This window comes from Bacillus sp. FSL W8-0519 (assembly GCF_038005585.1).
GTDB classification, from domain to species: domain Bacteria; phylum Bacillota; class Bacilli; order Bacillales; family Bacillaceae_G; genus Bacillus_A; species Bacillus_A paranthracis.
Window position 1 is genome coordinate 352,259 of sequence record NZ_JBBOTL010000001.1, and the last position, 16,069, is coordinate 368,327.

13 protein-coding genes and 1 riboswitch are annotated in these 16,069 nt (G+C 35.8%); of the genes, 7 read left to right on the plus strand and 6 right to left on the minus strand.

The window, feature by feature from the left end:
- Positions 1 to 8 precede the first annotated feature (8 nt).
- Positions 9 to 1,178, minus strand: coding sequence for an SAM-dependent methyltransferase (locus NST14_RS01905; RefSeq protein WP_061185504.1), 1,170 nt, complete (start codon positions 1,176 to 1,178; stop codon positions 9 to 11).
- 248 nt (positions 1,179 to 1,426) lie between these two features.
- Here NST14_RS01905 and NST14_RS01910 point away from each other — a divergent pair, with 248 nt between their 5' ends.
- From NST14_RS01910 to NST14_RS01930, 5 genes are all read left to right on the plus strand, one after another.
- The gene (locus NST14_RS01910; RefSeq protein ID WP_061185503.1) at positions 1,427 to 2,170 is read left to right on the plus strand and encodes an HAD family hydrolase; all 744 of its coding nucleotides are present in this window, start codon (positions 1,427 to 1,429) and stop codon (positions 2,168 to 2,170) included.
- Between the two features lie 142 nt (positions 2,171 to 2,312).
- On the plus strand, positions 2,313 to 3,677 hold the full coding sequence (gene gabT / locus NST14_RS01915) for a 4-aminobutyrate--2-oxoglutarate transaminase (protein WP_001022108.1): 1,365 nt from the start codon (positions 2,313 to 2,315) through the stop codon (positions 3,675 to 3,677).
- A 116-nt stretch (positions 3,678 to 3,793) separates the two neighbouring features.
- Complete coding sequence (locus NST14_RS01920) at positions 3,794 to 5,161, plus strand: sigma-54 interaction domain-containing protein (RefSeq protein WP_000225164.1); 1,368 nt, start codon at positions 3,794 to 3,796, stop codon at positions 5,159 to 5,161.
- Positions 5,154 to 6,605, plus strand: coding sequence for an NADP-dependent succinate-semialdehyde dehydrogenase (gabD, locus tag NST14_RS01925; protein ID WP_000358101.1), 1,452 nt, complete (start codon positions 5,154 to 5,156; stop codon positions 6,603 to 6,605). Before NST14_RS01920 ends, gabD begins: the two co-directional genes overlap by 8 nt.
- A 47-nt stretch (positions 6,606 to 6,652) precedes the next feature.
- On the plus strand, positions 6,653 to 6,976 hold the full coding sequence (locus NST14_RS01930) for a DMT family transporter (protein WP_000263254.1): 324 nt from the start codon (positions 6,653 to 6,655) through the stop codon (positions 6,974 to 6,976).
- Positions 6,977 to 7,016: 40 nt separating this feature from the next.
- Here NST14_RS01930 and NST14_RS01935 read toward each other — a convergent pair whose 3' ends face one another.
- Both NST14_RS01935 and NST14_RS01940 read right to left on the minus strand, forming a co-directional pair.
- Positions 7,017 to 8,246 carry an aminopeptidase gene (locus tag NST14_RS01935; protein WP_061536379.1) on the minus strand — a complete coding sequence of 410 codons (1,230 nt, stop codon included), beginning with the start codon at positions 8,244 to 8,246 and terminating at the stop codon, positions 7,017 to 7,019.
- Positions 8,247 to 8,362: 116 nt separating this feature from the next.
- Positions 8,363 to 9,445: a polysaccharide deacetylase family protein gene (locus tag NST14_RS01940; RefSeq protein ID WP_073541571.1), complete on the minus strand. Its 1,083-nt coding sequence runs from the start codon at positions 9,443 to 9,445 to the stop codon at positions 8,363 to 8,365.
- A gap of 536 nt (positions 9,446 to 9,981) precedes the next feature.
- Here NST14_RS01940 and NST14_RS01945 point away from each other — a divergent pair.
- Positions 9,982 to 10,689, plus strand: coding sequence for a hypothetical protein (locus tag NST14_RS01945; protein WP_000875618.1), 708 nt, complete (start codon positions 9,982 to 9,984; stop codon positions 10,687 to 10,689).
- Positions 10,690 to 10,741: 52 nt separating this feature from the next.
- Here the strand turns inward: NST14_RS01945 and NST14_RS01950 are convergent, their stop codons facing one another.
- The gene (locus NST14_RS01950; protein WP_001200498.1) at positions 10,742 to 11,938 is read right to left on the minus strand and encodes a NupC/NupG family nucleoside CNT transporter; all 1,197 of its coding nucleotides are present in this window, start codon (positions 11,936 to 11,938) and stop codon (positions 10,742 to 10,744) included.
- 201 nt (positions 11,939 to 12,139) lie between these two features.
- Positions 12,140 to 12,241, minus strand: a riboswitch (purine riboswitch).
- A gap of 121 nt (positions 12,242 to 12,362) precedes the next feature.
- Here NST14_RS01950 and rlmD point away from each other — a divergent pair.
- Positions 12,363 to 13,739 (plus strand): 23S rRNA (uracil(1939)-C(5))-methyltransferase RlmD, encoded by a 1,377-nt coding sequence (gene rlmD / locus NST14_RS01955; RefSeq protein WP_229143075.1) that lies wholly within the window; start codon positions 12,363 to 12,365, stop codon positions 13,737 to 13,739.
- 11 nt (positions 13,740 to 13,750) lie between these two features.
- On the opposite strand, the gene NST14_RS01960 is transcribed toward rlmD, so the two are convergent.
- Together NST14_RS01960 and NST14_RS01965 are read right to left on the minus strand one after the other, a co-directional pair.
- Positions 13,751 to 15,217 (minus strand): recombinase family protein, encoded by a 1,467-nt coding sequence (locus tag NST14_RS01960; RefSeq protein WP_229143076.1) that lies wholly within the window; start codon positions 15,215 to 15,217, stop codon positions 13,751 to 13,753.
- Positions 15,214 to 15,375 carry a hypothetical protein gene (locus tag NST14_RS01965; RefSeq protein ID WP_229143077.1) on the minus strand — a complete coding sequence of 54 codons (162 nt, stop codon included), beginning with the start codon at positions 15,373 to 15,375 and terminating at the stop codon, positions 15,214 to 15,216. The genes NST14_RS01960 and NST14_RS01965 overlap by 4 nt, the downstream gene beginning before the upstream one ends.
- Between the last annotated feature and the right edge of the window lie 694 nt (positions 15,376 to 16,069).

The window sequence follows — 16,069 nt, forward strand, 5'->3', positions numbered from 1 at the left end:
ATCCTTTTTTATTTATACATATATGAACGTGTCCAAGGAATGGAATCACTAATCCCTTTTGTAAATACAAATTGATGTAAATCAATGTTACCAGTATAAAACGAAGCTGCACAAGCATTTAAATACAAGCGCCACATACGAATAAATCGCTCATCTTTTGTTTTACGTATTTCATCTAGTGTATTTTCAAAGTTTTCTGCCCAGTGTTGAAGTGTTTTACCGTAATGTCTGCGCAAGCTTTCAACATCAACTATAAAGAAATGCTGATTAGTTATGTTAGTAATTAATTCATTAACGGCGGGGACGTATCCACCAGGAAATATATATTTCTCAATCCAACTATTAGTAGCGCCATCTGTAGGAGAAGTAATGCAGTGAAGAACGGAAATACCACCATCATTGAGTAATGCATTGACCGTTTCAAAGTACTCTGTAATGTGATCTTTCCCGACATGTTCAATCATACCTACACTAACAATTTTATCAAACTTTCGCTCGTGAATATCACGATAATCGAGTAAATTTACTTCAACTAAATCTGTGAGATTTTCTTTTTCGATTCTTTCTAGAGTTTTTGCATATTGTTCTTCACTTAATGTGACTCCCGTTGCTTTCACACCATATTGTTTTGCGGCAGCTGTAATGAGTTCACCCCATCCGCAACCAATGTCTAGCAAAGTATCTCCTTTTTGAAGGTTTAACTTTTTTAAAATATGATTTACTTTATTATGTTGAGCAGCTGTTAAAGAATCGGTTTCATTTTGGAAATATGCACAAGAGTATGTCATTGTTTCATCTAGCCATAATTTATAAAAATCGTTCCCAATATCATAATGATGGGCGATATCTTCTTTATTTTTTCGTTTTGAAAAATTCCATCTGCTTGTAAAGTATTGTAATTTGTTATTACCTAAAAAACTGTCTTTGTTTTTATAAATAGACTCAATCGCTTTTTCAAGGTTACCCTCTATTTCAATATCTCCATTCATATAAGCTTCACCAAATGCGATGGAGGGATCTTTTATTATCTCTTTTTTGGCAAGAGGTTTGTGGAATGTAATATGAAATTGAGGATTCCCTTCACCGTACTGTACAGTGTTTCCATCCCAAAGTGTAATTTGAACAGGATCTAAAAACAGATTTTCTAATGTTTTCTTATAAAATATTTCTTCAACCATATATAAACATCTCCTACTTAAAAAAAGAATTAGGAAACTATCATGATAGTTAATGAGGTTAAGTAATTAGCTAATTTTCAATAAGATGAGAGTAATTTTACGCTTCTGTTACGTAATAGTCAAACAATCCGATTTGTATTGTAAATTGGAAGTTAGTTTGATTTTCATGGTATTTTTACAATTCGTTTATTTTATATCCATACTTTATTGATACACTGGAGGAGATAAGAGACGAGAGGTGGGGTGTTATGGAGAAAGTAAAAGCAATACTATTTGATAAAGATGGGACATTAATGGATTTTCATTCAATTTGGATAAAAGTGGCTGAAGAACTTGTGGCTGAATGTATAAAATTATACCAACTGCCACAATCAATGCAGCCGACTTTATTAAAAGAAATCGGTGTGGATGGGGTATTTGTTCACCCACGTAGCGCAATAGCGGCAGGAACAAGCCTTGATGTGGCAAAGGGGCTTTGTAAGTATATTACGTCATCTAAAGAAGAGGAAATGCATGAATGGGTAAGTGAAAAACTGTTTGCCCTTATGTACGAGCATCGTTCTTACATGAAAATGACGGCAGATTTACCGAGAATTTTACAAAGCTTAAAGGATAGAGGATTTATTTTAGGTGTTGTCACGGCGGATGATTTTGCACCGACAGAATTATTTTTAAAACAGTATCAATTAGAGACCTTTTTTGATTATGTTGTAGCTTCAGATACATTTGCGGTACAAAAACCCGATAAAAGAATTATAGAATCCTTCTGTGAGAAATTTCATTTAAAGGCATGTGAAGTAGCGGTCGTTGGGGATACACCGACTGATTTATATTTAGCGAAAAATGGTGATTGCTATGCAATTGGAGTACTATCTGGTACAGGAGATCGTCAAACATTAGAACCACTTGCTGATTTAGTAGTACAGTCTGTTGGGGACCTTATTTCTCATTCAGGTGAGTTTGTTTGGGAAAAAGGAAAGTCTAATGTGTAAGAAAAATAAGTCTATAAAGACTCTTAATGAGTCTTTATAGACTTATTTTTTATGGCGAAATAGATGAATACTAGAAAAGAATATTGGCATACATTTTGCAATGAAAAGAGAAAACAATGTAAAGAAAAGGATGGGGTACGTAATGAATATAAAAAAATTTGCTAAAGTAAATGAACAAATTCCTGGACCGAAAGCAGCGTCTTTACTAGAACGCCGCCAAAATATAGTACCAAAAGGAGTAAGTAACGGCATCCCAACGTTTGTACAATCTGCAAATGGTGCTCTTGTTACTGATGTTGATGGTAATCAGTACATTGATTTCGCTGGAGCGATAGGAACAATTAACGTAGGACATTGTCACCCAGCTGTTAAAGAAGCGCTCCATAAACAAGTAGATCAATACATTCATACTGGCTTTAATGTCATGATGTATGAGCCATATATTGAATTAGCAGAAAAACTTGCGGCATTAGCGCCGGGAAGTTTTGATAAGCAAGTACTATTTTTAAATAGTGGTGCAGAAGCAGTTGAGAATGCGGTGAAAATCGCTCGTAAATATACAAAAAGACCTGGTATTATTGCATTTTCTAAAGGTTTCCATGGACGCACATTAATGACAATGACGATGACAAGTAAAGTAAAACCATATAAGTTTGGATTTGGCCCATTTGCACCTGAAGTCTATAAAGCACCATTCCCGTACGAATATCGCCGCCCAGAAGGATTAACGGAAGAGCAGTACGATAACTTTATGATTGAAGAGTTTAAGAATTTCTTCGTATCAGAAGTAGCACCAGAAACGATTGCAGCCGTTGTAATGGAACCTGTTCAAGGGGAAGGTGGATTTATCGTCCCAAGTAAGAAGTTTGTGCAAGAAGTACGCAATATTTGTTCAGAACACGGCATCTTATTTGTAGCGGATGAAATTCAAACTGGATTTAGCCGTACAGGAAAATATTTCGCTATTGATCATTATGATGTCGTTCCGGATTTAATTACGGTATCTAAATCATTAGGTGCTGGTGTACCGATTAGTGGTGTTATTGGGCGCAAAGAAATTATGAATGAGTCTGCACCAGGAGAACTTGGTGGAACGTATGCAGGAAGCCCGTTAGGATGTGCGGCAGCATTAGCAGTACTTGATGTAATAGAAAAAGAGAATTTAAATGATAGAGCGATAGAATTAGGAAAAGTCGTAATGAACCGATTCGAAGAGATGAAAAATAAATATAATTGCATCGGTGATGTGCGCGGTTTAGGAGCAATGTGTGCATTTGAGCTCGTTCAAGATCGTAAGACGAAAGCACCTGATAAAACGTTAACAGCTAATTTATGCGCAGAAGCAAATAAACGCGGCTTACTTCTACTATCAGCAGGAACATACGGTAATGTTATTCGTGTGCTAATGCCATTAGTGATTACAGATGAGCAACTGGAAGAAGGATTAACAATCATTGAAGAATCGTTGCAAGTCTGTTATGAGAAAGCAAATATTGCTCGTGTTTAAAAGTTAAATAATAAAACAGCAAACATTCTAGCTGACTCTATATAAAATGCAGAAAATTCACTTTATAATAAAGGTAGTGAAGTGAATCGACGGATTGGAAGTTAGGGGTGGCTAGGATGGTTGCAGAAAAGGAACGAGTGTTAATGGATTTACAAGATGTATTTGAATATGCGTTTGACGAAATTTTTGTGACTGACGAAAAGGGAATCGTTGTACGTGTAAATAGTACATGTGAAAGGCACTATCAATTGGCTGCAAAAGAGTTAGTAGGTAAACATGTAAAAGAATTGCAGAAAGATGGTATCTTTTATCCATCAGCAACGTTAGAAGTAATTGAAAAAAAGAGGCCAATCGAACTCGTTCAGACGACAAAATCAGGAGAGTATTTACACGTTCGTACAAGGCCTGTTTTTGATGAAGAGGGCAATTTAAGAAGAGTAATTAGTTACTCTCGTGATCTTACAGAACTCTATCAATTACGTCAAAAGGTAGAAGAAATGGATAATCAGTTAAAAACATATAAAAAAGAATTAAGAGAAACATATGAACATGAAGGACTTATTTTTAAAAGTATCGCTATGCAAAAAATAGTCGAGACAATCAAGAAAGTATCCGTGGTAGATAGTACGGTTCTCGTTTTAGGTGAGACAGGAGTAGGAAAGAGTCGATTGGTGCGTCATTTACATGAAGTGAGTAACCGGAAGAATGAAAGTTTCTATGAAATTAACTGTGCGGCATTGCCGACAAATTTAATTGAATCAGAGCTTTTTGGATACTCAGGCGGATCCTTTACAGGTGCGAATCGTGAAGGAAAAAAGGGACTATTAGAATCAGCGCATAAAGGAACGCTATTCTTAGATGAAATTGGCGAAATGCCGCTTGAAACTCAAGCAAAGCTTTTGCAAGTGTTGCAAGAAAAAACGTTTCGCCCTATAGGCGGAAGAGAATTAAAAAAGGTGGACGTTAGAATTGTAGCGGCAACAAATAGAGATTTAAGTATGATGGTGAAACAAGGAACATTTCGGAAAGATTTATATTATCGTCTGAATGTCATTCCCATTGTAATCCCACCACTACGGGAAAGAACAGAAGACATTTTGCCACTTATTTATCATTATTTACAACACTTTAATGAGAAATATGGTAGAAATGTAAAATTAGCGCCTAGCACATTACAAATGTTTGTTGGTTACCCGTGGGAGGGAAATAATAGAGAGATTGAAAATGTGATTGAGCGAATTGTTATTACTGCCGATGATATCGTTACGATAGAAGATTTACCAATAGCGATGCAAGAATCAACGGTTGAACAGTCCGGTCAAAGTCTCTATAAAATGTTAGAAGAAGTAGAACGGAATATTATTTTAAAAGCATATAAAACATATGGATCGAGTTATAAAGTAGCGGAGTTTTTAAAAATAAGTCAATCTGCTGCCACTAGGAAAATAAAGAAACTTATAGAGGAGGAAGAGAATATTGGATAAAAAAGCGACGTTTGTAAATGTAGAGAAAAAGGCGATGTATATAAATGGTGAGTGGATTACATTGCAAGAGCAAATCGAAGTAAATAATCCAGCAACGAAGGAAATATTTGCGACTGTACCAAAGGGCGGGGTAACAGAGGCAAAGCAAGCTGTTGATGCTGCGCATGAAGCTTTTAAATTATGGTCTAAGTTAACAGCAGCAGATCGTGCAGCGAAATTAAAAAAATGGTTCACACTTATTGAGGAAAATAAAGAAGAGATTGCAGCGATCATGACGAAAGAACAAGGAAAGCCCTTTGCAGAAGCGCTTGGTGAAGTGAATTATGCAAATAGTTTTGTTGAATGGTATGCAGAAGAAGGAAAACGCGTATATGGTGAAATGATTCCTGCTTCTCATCCGAATAAACGTATTTTAGTCATGAAGCAACCAGTTGGTGTTATGGCAGCTATTACGCCTTGGAACTTCCCGGCTGCTATGATTACGAGAAAGGTAGCTCCGGCGCTTGCAGCAGGATGTACAGCGGTTGTAAAACCTGCAAGTCAAACGCCGTTAACTGCGTTAAAATTAGCTGAATTAGCTCATGAAGCAGACATTCCAAAAGGCGTAATAAATATTGTAACAGGTAGTGCGAAAGCAATTGCTGATACGTGGATGGAAGATGGGCGTGTTCGAAAAGTGTCCTTTACAGGATCAACGGAAATTGGGAAAGAGTTAATGGCTAGTGCGGCACAAACGATGAAAAAGGTTTCACTTGAGTTAGGTGGTCACGCACCGTTTATTGTTATGAATGATGCAGACTTAGATAAAGCAGTAGAGGCAGTAATCGGTTCGAAATTCCGTAACGCAGGACAAACGTGTATATGTACAAACCGAGTATTTGTTCAGGAAGAAGTGTATGAAGCGTTTGTAGAGAAGTTTCAAAAGGCAGTAGGGCAGTTAAAAGTAGGGGACGGTTTCAGTGACGGAACGACTGTAGGACCACTTATTGACGAGAATGCAGTTTCAAAAGTACAAGAACATATTGAAGATGCTATTCAAAAAGGTGGAACAGTTTTATATGGTGGCCAAAAGGTTACAGAGCTAGATGGACACTTTATTCAACCAACTGTAATTGGATTAGCGAATGATACGATGCTTTGTATGAATGAAGAAACATTTGGACCAGTTGCACCTGTTGCGAAATTTAAAACGGTTGAAGAAGTAATTGAACGTGCAAACAATACGCCATACGGTTTAGCAGCGTACATTTTCACGAAAGACATTAGCCAAGCATTCCAAATTAGTGAAGCACTAGAGTATGGTATTATCGGTTTAAATGATGGCCTCCCATCAGTTGCACAAGCGCCGTTCGGTGGCTTTAAAGAGAGTGGCATTGGTCGTGAAGGAGGTCATTTCGGTATCGAGGAATATTTAGAAATTAAATATATTTCATTAGGACTATAAGTAGTATACTAGAATCTCTATAAGGTAACAGAGAAGGAGATTCTAGTATGGTATATTGGTTATTATTACTTGTAACAATTATTTTTGAAGTAGCTGGAACAATTGCGATGAAGTTATCAAACGGTTTAACAAAGCTCATTCCAAGTGTACTTATTTTTGTATTTTACGGAATTTGTTTCAGCGTGTTCGCCATCGTTGTAAAAAAGATTCATTTAAGTATTGCTTATGCAATTTGGTCTGGTGTTGGGACGTTACTTATTACGATTATTAGTGTGTACTTTTTTAAAGAGCACATTAGCCTATTCCAAGCATTTTGTATTCTTTTCATCGTGTTAGGAGTAATTGGGCTTAAGGTTTCATCTGCATCATAAAAGGCTATCTTCCAGTGTGGAAGATAGCCTTTTGCTTTTATTAAAACGCCCAATTACCTTTACGGAAGATTGGTTCATGTCTGCCATCAGCTGTAATGCCGTCGATATCAAGCTCAGCTGATCCAATCATGAAATCTTCGTGTGTAATACTAGCGTTTGCGCCATTTTCAGCAAGTTCTTCTTTAGACATCGTTTTTCCGCCAACTAAGTTAAATGCATAAGCATTTCCGATTGCAAGGTGGCAAGATGCGTTTTCATCAAATAGCGTGTTGTAGAATAAAATATTTGTGTTTGAAATTGGTGAATCATGAGGTACTAAAGCTACTTCTCCTAAGAAGTGAGAACCTTCATCTGTTTCTACTAAATGTTTTAAAGCTTCTTCTCCAACTTCAGCTTTATAATCTACGATACGTCCGTTTTCAAATGTTAACGTGAAGTTATCGATAATGTTACCTGCAAATGCTAACGGTTTTGTACTAGATACTTGGCCATTTACACCTGTTTTAAGTGGCATTGTAAACACTTCTTCAGTTGGAATGTTCGCCATAAATGGTACGTTCTTTTCATTTAAGCTACCAGCACCAGCCCATACATGTTTTTCTGGAAGTTCGATCGTTAAATCTGTTCCAGGACCTGTATAGTGAAGAGCTTTATAATGCTTTTCGTTTAAGTAATCAACTTTTGTATGTAATGTTTTATCGTGTTCTTTCCATGCTTCCACAGGATTTTCTAAATCAGCACGAGTAGCTTTGAAAATAGCATCCCATAGTTTTGCTTCTTGTTCTTCTGGTGCAACGTCAGGGAATACTTTCGCAGCCCATTCTTTCGTAGGAACAGAAATGACACACCAGCTTACTTTATCAGCTTGTACGTAATCACGGTATACTTTCATTGCTTCACCAGCTACTTTATGAGCTGTTGAGATACGCGTTGGTTCTACACCTTTTAATAAATCAGGGTTTTCTGCATAAATAGACATAAATGCAGCGCCTTCTTTTGCTAATTCTTCACGAGCGTGTGCTTTCCAAGATGGGAACTCAGCGAATGCTTCTTCAGGAGCTAGATCGAACTTTAAGCGTGTTAACGTCTCATCATTCCAATCCACATATACGTGTTTTGCACCAGATTTATATGCTTTTTCTGTAACGAGGCGTACAAATTGTACAGCTTCAAGAGGTGCGCTAATTGATAATGTTTGTCCTGGTTGAATATTAACACCAACATTGACTGCAAGGGCAGCATATTTCTCTAACGTTTGTTCAAATGACATATGTATAATCTCCTTTAATTTGAAAGATTTCTTACTATATATAATACAAGAAAATTCAAAAAATATATATAAATATAGCGTAAAAAGAGAGCTCAAAATATATTGAGCCCTCATCGTTATTTAATCGAAGAAGCAAACTGTTCTACGGTCGTCGTATGGTGTATGCGAACACGCTTCATTTTTAACAATTCATCGGGTTCACCTTTTGTAATGAATTTTCCGGGTTTTGTTGTCGTCGCAAATTGATAATATTTCTTCGTTTCTGCAACGACTTTATCATCTACATGACCGAATGGATAAGCAACTGCGATAACGGGCTTACCTGTTATTTTTTCTAACTTTTCTTTTGATCCTTTTAATTCCTCTTCATAGTTTGTAATTTTCGGTAAGTCTGCATGCGTCGCTGTATGAGATTGCACTGAGAAAATGCCGGAATTGACCATTTCTTTTATTTCAGAAGTAGACAGTGATCCTTCTACATCAACGTTATCAACAATCATATATTCTGTTGCCGCCGGTTTAAATGTATCGTCTTTTAGCTTTTGTAAAACATGGAATGCATTCATATTATTTTTCATACCGTCATCAAATGTAACAAAGATAGGTTTATTTACTTTATTAATATCACCCCAACGTTCAAAAGTTAGTAATGTATAGCCGTTGTCTTTTAAATATTTCATTTGGGCTTCAAAGTTAGCAGGTGAGACGAATAAATCTTTAATGCCTTGTCCGTGATAATCATCGATTGCATGATACATAAGAACGGGAACCTTTTGTTCGAAAGTAATAGCAGCTTTTGTGAGTGGGATGCTTTTCCCATCTTCTTTTATGCCTATTGCTTCAATTTGGAACTCACCACGTTTTCCTTCAAATTCTTTTATATCAAAAGGAAGTGTAAACTGTTTCTCTTTTTCTTTAGAAGAAAAAGATTTAGTGTGTTCCTTTCCATCAGCAGTACGCCAAATTTTATATTGTACTTCAGTTAAAGTATCTTTTATATCTGTTATATGAATAGTAGTATTTGTAGATTCGTGTGTAATGGGCTGATAAGAAATTTTACCTTGTTCTTGCACAGTTTCTGTTTGTTTCTTAACTTCTTGAACCCTTTTCTCTTTTTTAGGTTCCTGGTTTACATTGCTAGTATTACAACCTGCTAGAATGGCAGATGTGCATAAAGCGATTGCTGCATATTTTCTCATAAAATCACCTTCTATTGTGTATTATGTTACATATTTATATTTAAAATCCCCACCGCTGTAAGAGAGGTGGGGACATACCCTTGTTCATCATAGCATTTGGAGAAAATGAGGGGAATATGAATTTTAGGAGGCTATTAAGGTAATAGATTAGTGACTTTGAATAGAGGTATTTTTTTGTTTCTTATTAGAATTAATAATAATATAACCTACTACAAAGATAAGAGGAATAATGAAGACATAGATAGGCATTCCCCATACATAATAGCTTTTTAGGGTTAAGACTAGTAAATGTAATAAATCGGCAAGTGCGTGAATTTTCATAAGGTCCTCCAATTAGTTTTTTTACAAATTATAACATTCGAAGTTTATTATTTGTATAATTTGGAAAGTAATTTAAGCTAATTTTAAAGTAATAAGACTTATGAATATGCAATTTTGTATATTGTTAATGAATTTTATTGAAATATAAGAATTTTAGACTATAATAAGAACGCTATAAAATTAAGTAAGAATGATGTACGGAGTGGAGAACAGAAATGAAATATAAAAAAATAGTATATATCCTTTTCATATCGCTATTTATAGTCGGTTGTCAAAGTGAAGTAAGTAAAGCAAACAGTGTGGAAGAGTATATTCCAGCGCATCTTATGAACGCGGAAGTTACGGCGGATATTATGACGCTAGAGATGGATCCAGATACTTTTAAAAAGGTAGGGAATATTGGTCAAAGAATGAGAGAGCATCTAGTGAATAATATGGAATGGTATTTAAAATACGTAGAAGAGCATGCAGAGAAAAAAAGTTTTCCATATCATCCTAATTTCGGTGTTACAAAAGAAGAGTATGAGTTTGTACTGAATGCAATTGATCAAAGTAAATTGGTTAATACAAAGGATGGAAAGCTGAAATTCAAGAAAAAAAGTGATCATGAAGTAGAGATTTTCTCAAATGAAAGTATAAAGCTTCTTAAATATATAGTTATTGATATGGAGAAGAATACAGTAAAAACATCTCTAGGCGAATGTGAATATTTTGGAGAAATATTGGCATCGCCAGAACAGAAGTTAACTGGTCCTTGGCACGGAAAACAATGGATGTTAAAAAAAGATGACTTAATATATATTTTTTCTTTAGGGAAAATGGAGACAAGAAATAAATCCATTATTGATATTTCGGTGAAAGGTAAATATAAGGGAGAAATTATTAATAAGGAAGAGGCATTAGAGTTTTCTTCAGTTTCTTAAATGATGATAATAAAAAATCACCTTGCTGTCTAAGCGAAGGTGATTTTTTTTATTAAATAAACAATCCAGCGATTGTCGCAGATAAAATAGAAGCAAGTGTTGATGCAAATAGCATTTTCCAACCAAATTTAGAAACAACGCTTCCTTGTTTTTCAGAAAGGGCACGGATTGTACCAACGATTGCACCAATTTGGCTAATACTTGCGAAGCTAATTAAGAATACTGTAACGATTCCAACTGTACGTGGAGATAATGTTGCTGCAACACCTTTTAAATCAAGTATTGCTACAAACTCGTTTAATACAATCTTCGTACCCATAATACCACCAGCTGGGATAATATCTTGAGTTGGAATACCCATTAAGAACGCGAATGGAGCAAGTATATAACCGAAGATTTGTTGTAACGTAACAGCATATCCCATTGCACCTGAAGCGGCACTAATTACGTAGTTTACAACTTCCATCACACCGATGAAGGCGATCATTAATGCGGCAACGATACCAGCTACTTTTAAACCGTCAAGTGCACCGTTAATCATTGCACCGATAAAGCTGTCTCCGAATAAAGTACGATCAAATTTCTGAACTACTTCGTCTTCTTTTTTCGTATCAACAGGTGTTAATAACGAACAAACGATTAAGCTTGAGAATAAGTTTAACGGAAGAGCTGCTAGTACATATTTCGCATCTAACATCATTACGTATGATGCTGTAACAGAGGCAGAAACTGAACTCATTGCAGAACAACAAATGATAAACATACGGTTTTTATTGAAATGTTGTAAATCATTTTTAATAACGATTAACGCTTCACTTGAACCAAAGAATACAGAGTTTACTGCGTGGAATGATTCAACGCGTGGTAAACCAGTGATTTTTGAAATGGCACCGCCGACAACGCGAACGATGAATGGTAAAACCCCTAAGTAACTAAAGATAGAAAGTAGTGCTGAGAAAAATACGATAATTAATAGTACGTTTAAGAAAAAGACAAAATCTCTTTGAATCCCATTAAAGAGAAAATCGACACCTGTCGTACCAAGTTTAATTAGTTTGTTGAAAACTTTACCAATGAAAATAATGATTTGTTGACCAATCTTTGTGCCAAACATAAACCAACCGATTAAAATTTGAAAACCAATCATAATAGCAATTGCACGGAAGTTGATTTTACTTTTGTTGTTTGACAAAGCAAAACATAAACCTAAAACGACAAGAATACCGATAATGCTCATTACATATTGCATGTAGTTGCCCCTTTCAGAAGTTCGTATAAAGTTTGTACATAAAACGCTCGTTATATTACTAAAAATAAAACAAGGAGGTTTTATGTCATACGTAAGATGTCTGACCTTTTAGAAAAATAAAAATAAAAAAAGACCCATATGGATTCACTTTCATCTATGAGAGAAAGCTAATCAATATGAGTCCTTTTTGCACATGGGCTAATATTCATTAGTTTTCCCCATAGTCCAGCAATTTAAGGTTGCCGGGTAGAAACTCTCGATCCATATTATCGAGTATATATGAGGTAACATCGTCCGTATTAAATTAGTAGTAGCGTAACATTAACGGAGAACTATCGTCAATAGCTTTTTTTCTTCCAATAGAAATAGACCATATAAGTATGATAAAATGTAACGCAGTGTTATGAAAAAGAGAGGTCGGAAAATGAGTACAAAAATGACGCCACCAGTTGAAAAAAACGAGTTTATAGATGTAGTATTTGAAGATTTAACACATGATGGTGCCGGTGTTGCGAAAGTAAAAGGCTATCCTATTTTCGTTAAAAACGGATTACCAGGTGAAGAAGCACAAATTAAAATTATTAAAGTAAAGAAAAACTTCGCATTCGGTCGTTTAATGAAGCTTCATACAAAGAGCCCATATCGTAAAGATGCAGAATGCCCAGTGTACAATCAGTGCGGCGGTTGTCAGCTTCAGCATTTAACATATGAAGGACAATTACAAGCGAAAGAAAAACAAGTACGCGACGTTATGCAGCGCATCGGCGGATTAAGTGATGTTCCTGTTCATCCTGTACTTGGCATGAAGAATCCGTGGGTATACCGTAACAAAGCACAAGTACCAATTGGAGAACGTGAAGGTGGACTTGTAGCTGGATTCTATCGTCAAGGAACGCATGACATCATTAATATGGAATCGTGTTTAATTCAAGCAGAAGAAAACGATACATTAATTCAAGAAGTAAAACGTATTTGTGAAAAACACGGGATTTCAGCGTACAATGAAGAGCGTAACAAAGGAACACTTCGCCACGTAATGGCTCGTTACGGACAAGTAACAGGGGAAATTATGCTTGTCTTCATTACTCGTACAGCAGAATTGCCAAACAAGAAAGCAATCATTGAAGAAATTGCAGCGAAATTCCCTGAAGTAAAATCGATTGTTCAAAACGTAAACACGAAACGTACAAACGTAATCTTCGGAGACAAAACGACAGTACTGTACGGATCAGAATATATTTATGACTTTATCGGTGACATTAAATTTGCGATTTCAGCACGTTCATTCTATCAAGTAAACCCAGAACAAACGAAAGTGCTGTACGATAAAACGTTAGAATACGCAAAATTAGATGGTAACGAAACAGTAATTGATGCCTATTGTGGAATTGGATCAATCTCCTTATTCCTAGCACAAAAAGCGAAAAAAGTGTACGGCGTTGAAATCGTCCCGGAAGCGATCGAAGACGCAAAGCGTAACGCAGCACTAAACAACATGACAAACGCTGAATTTGGTGTAGGAGAAGCAGAAGTAGTTATTCCAAAATGGTATAAAGAAGGCGTAATCGCTGACACAATGGTCGTAGATCCACCGCGTAAAGGTTGCGATGAGGCACTATTAAACACAATCATCGACATGAAACCAAAACGCGTCGTATACGTATCATGTAACCCAGCAACATTAGCACGTGATTTAAAAGTACTAGAAGAAGGCGGATATAAAACACAGGAAGTACAACCTGTTGATATGTTCCCACATACGACTCACGTGGAGTGCTGTGCGTGGTTAAAGTTACGTTAAATAAAAGTAGGTTACAGCGAGAATCTATAAAAGATTCTCGCTGTACCGTCTGCTTTTATTTCAATTCGGTCAATTAACCGGTGTAAAATTTCAGGTGTGAGCTCTTGAAAGCTTATAAAAGCATCGAGTTGTTTTTTTAACTCTTTAAGCATGGACTCACTTTCTTGGATTTGAAGAGAAGACTCTAAATGTTTAATCGTAGAAGATACATCATTGATTTCTTTGTTAATGTCAATTGTGAAATCATCATAATCCTCTTTCGAAATTTTGTCTTCAACCAATAAATTAAGACTTTTCTTTTTCTTTCGTTTTAGTCTTTCTAATTCGTCAGAAAAGGTTTTTATTTGTTTTTTTGAAATTTGCATTTGCTGCTGCATTTTAGTTTCTATTTTAAGCAAAATGTCCTGTTCATTTAAAGTAGATGAAAACATTTTGAGCTCATTTGAGATTGTTAGTTGTAAGTCAGCTTCTCGAACTAAATGATTGCTACAGGCTTTTGAACCATGCTTATTATAATTCCCGCAAATATAACCTCGACTGTTCTTCTTATAGTGCATGCCACTTCCACAGTCGGCACAGTATAAGGTATTAGTGAATAAGTGTTTTTCTGCTTGAGGGCGATTACGTTTTCTACTCTGTATTAATTGCTGAACAGCTTCAAAGTCTGTCTTTGTAATAATAGCCTTGTGAGTGTTTGATACAATAATATAATTATCTGAATGATTTTGATCCCTACTTTTGTTTGTAACACTCCTAGTTGTAGAACGTCCCTGAACTAAGTCACCTGTATAATGAGGATTTGTTAGGATACGTCTTATTGTTGAACCTTGCCATTTGTCATTGGCGTTTTTCTTCCCAGCAATTTGAGCAGGTGTTGCTAAACCCTCGTTATATAATAGCCTCGCAATACAATCAAAGCCTTTACCAGAAAGATATTCTCTAAAGATACGTCTTACTATGTCTGAAGTCTCATCAGAGCGTATGGAGAGCCTTCCATCTTTTACATGATATCCATACGGAGCATTTGATCCCTTAAATAATCCTTTGTAGGCTCGACTTCTCAAAGCAGCTTTGACACGCTCACTGGTTCTTTTAGCTTCCTCCTCGTACATCCAGGCATAAATGCCAAACATATTATTTTGACCAGTTACAGTGTTAATTGCATTATCCAAAGTTATAATATGAATCTTATGTCTTTCAGCGATATCACGAATTTTATAAGATAAGCCACCATTCCGAGCTAAGCGTGATAGTTCCTTTGCTAGAATAACATCAAATTTCTTAGTTTCAGCATCATTGATAAGTTGTTGCAATTTTTCACGTTTATCTGTAGTGCCGCTTTCTACATCAATATAAAAATCATGAATATCCCATCCTCGATCAGAGATATATCTTAGAAAGAGGTCTTTTTGGTTATTTAGGGATGCCTTTTGTTCTTCTTTGTTAGTAGAAACTCTTATATAAATAGCACATCTCATGATATGTTCTTCCCTTCTGCATGAGATGTAGCAGTGTTCACCTTATCTTGATGGTAATATTCATCAATTAAAGTGTCAATTTTGGCGTCAATTAGAGAATGTATAATATCTTGAATTGTAGTATTTGTACTTTCATTAAAAACTCTTTTGATATCCATCTGTATACTCTCCTCATCCATATAAATGAGGTCTATAGACCCGCAATAAGTTCTATAAATCAATAAGAATTGTATTCTATGATGATTCACAGTGATTTCAGCTGATTTCTAGTAATAAGTATATCTTTTATAAAGAGCTTTCGTCTAAGTCGGCAGTATGACAGGAGGCATGCTCTGAAATGGTGGGCATTGAGAAAGGCGGAAAATTTAGAAGGAATCAGCGTAATTCTGCCAAATGCTTGATTTTATGTTCAATAGATTGGAATTTTGCTTATATAGAAAAAATATGAAAAAATTTTTGGAGGGGGAGTAGGTTTTAGAGGACCTTCGGCTAGTGGAGTTCGGTGCCCCACCCCTTTGATTATGTTTACTAATAAGTCTTTGGAAATGGATGGAGCTGGTGTAAATGATTATTCCTAAATGTACAGTGTTACTTGCATAAAGTTGTACAGAAATGCTTTTAATATCAACAGAAATTGTGTGTTGTTAGAACCGGACTAACGCCTTTCGCTAACGCTGCAGTTGTTGGCACACATGTAGTTGAAACGGTTTTGTTACACAAATCCCATTCAACTATATGTATGAAAAGTAAAAAATAATGTACAACAAATCTGTAAATTAGCATTTATAAGCTGGCTAGAGAGTGGACAAAGGTGTAGAAGTAATTTGGGTGAGTGGGTGTAGGAAGTTCTCT

Bases quoted from the DNA above. Each gene is read 5' to 3' on its own strand.
- NST14_RS01905 (WP_061185504.1), bottom strand. From the start codon at position 1,178: ATGGTTGAAGAAATATTTTATAAGAAAACATTAGAAAATCTGTTTTTA.
- NST14_RS01910 (WP_061185503.1), top strand. From the start codon at position 1,427: ATGGAGAAAGTAAAAGCAATACTATTTGATAAAGATGGGACATTAATG.
- gabT (WP_001022108.1), top strand. From the start codon at position 2,313: ATGAATATAAAAAAATTTGCTAAAGTAAATGAACAAATTCCTGGACCG.
- NST14_RS01920 (WP_000225164.1), top strand. From the start codon at position 3,794: ATGGTTGCAGAAAAGGAACGAGTGTTAATGGATTTACAAGATGTATTT.
- NST14_RS01930 (WP_000263254.1), top strand. From the start codon at position 6,653: ATGGTATATTGGTTATTATTACTTGTAACAATTATTTTTGAAGTAGCT.
- NST14_RS01935 (WP_061536379.1), bottom strand. From the start codon at position 8,246: ATGTCATTTGAACAAACGTTAGAGAAATATGCTGCCCTTGCAGTCAAT.
- NST14_RS01940 (WP_073541571.1), bottom strand. From the start codon at position 9,445: ATGAGAAAATATGCAGCAATCGCTTTATGCACATCTGCCATTCTAGCA.
- NST14_RS01945 (WP_000875618.1), top strand. From the start codon at position 9,982: ATGAAATATAAAAAAATAGTATATATCCTTTTCATATCGCTATTTATA.
- NST14_RS01950 (WP_001200498.1), bottom strand. From the start codon at position 11,938: ATGCAATATGTAATGAGCATTATCGGTATTCTTGTCGTTTTAGGTTTA.
- rlmD (WP_229143075.1), top strand. From the start codon at position 12,363: ATGAGTACAAAAATGACGCCACCAGTTGAAAAAAACGAGTTTATAGAT.
- NST14_RS01960 (WP_229143076.1), bottom strand. From the start codon at position 15,217: ATGAGATGTGCTATTTATATAAGAGTTTCTACTAACAAAGAAGAACAA.
- NST14_RS01965 (WP_229143077.1), bottom strand. From the start codon at position 15,375: ATGGATATCAAAAGAGTTTTTAATGAAAGTACAAATACTACAATTCAA.